1 protein-coding gene is annotated in these 387 nt (G+C 58.7%); it reads left to right on the top strand.

The features are described 5' to 3' along the window. Positions 1-25 precede the first annotated feature (25 nt). Positions 26-387: hypothetical protein (locus D7Y13_RS45565; RefSeq protein ID WP_147452798.1), on the top strand; the 362-nt coding region annotated here is incomplete at its 3' end.

Below are 387 nucleotides of genomic sequence, written 5' to 3'. Positions count from 1 at the left end.
GGTTGATCCCTGGACGACTGCGGCAATGACCAACGCGATCGCAGATCCGACAGAATCCGCGAATGTTGCTTTGCCAGCGTCTACCGCAGAACTTGATGCTTCCAGCTTTGCGACTGAACTGCCGGATACGCTGCTGACGGCTCCAGAAATTCCGCCCGTTATGGCATCGATCGACGAGCCGGAAGTCATTATCCTTGAATCGCTGCCGATCGAATCGGTAGGCGATATCGACGCCCTGATGGTCGAGCCAGAACCGATCATCGAGCCGATCGACGAACCCAGTCCGCCCGACTCGGATGTCGTGGTGATGCCTGCTGAAGCGATCGACGCGCCCACTGCGCCGGATGCCGAGCTGACGCTGGATGAAACCTCGATGCTCGATGCGAT

The sequence above is a fragment of the Corallococcus praedator genome (assembly GCF_003612125.1).
Lineage (GTDB): Bacteria > Myxococcota > Myxococcia > Myxococcales > Myxococcaceae > Corallococcus > Corallococcus praedator.
This window is presented reverse-complemented; position numbering and strand designations above follow the sequence as displayed.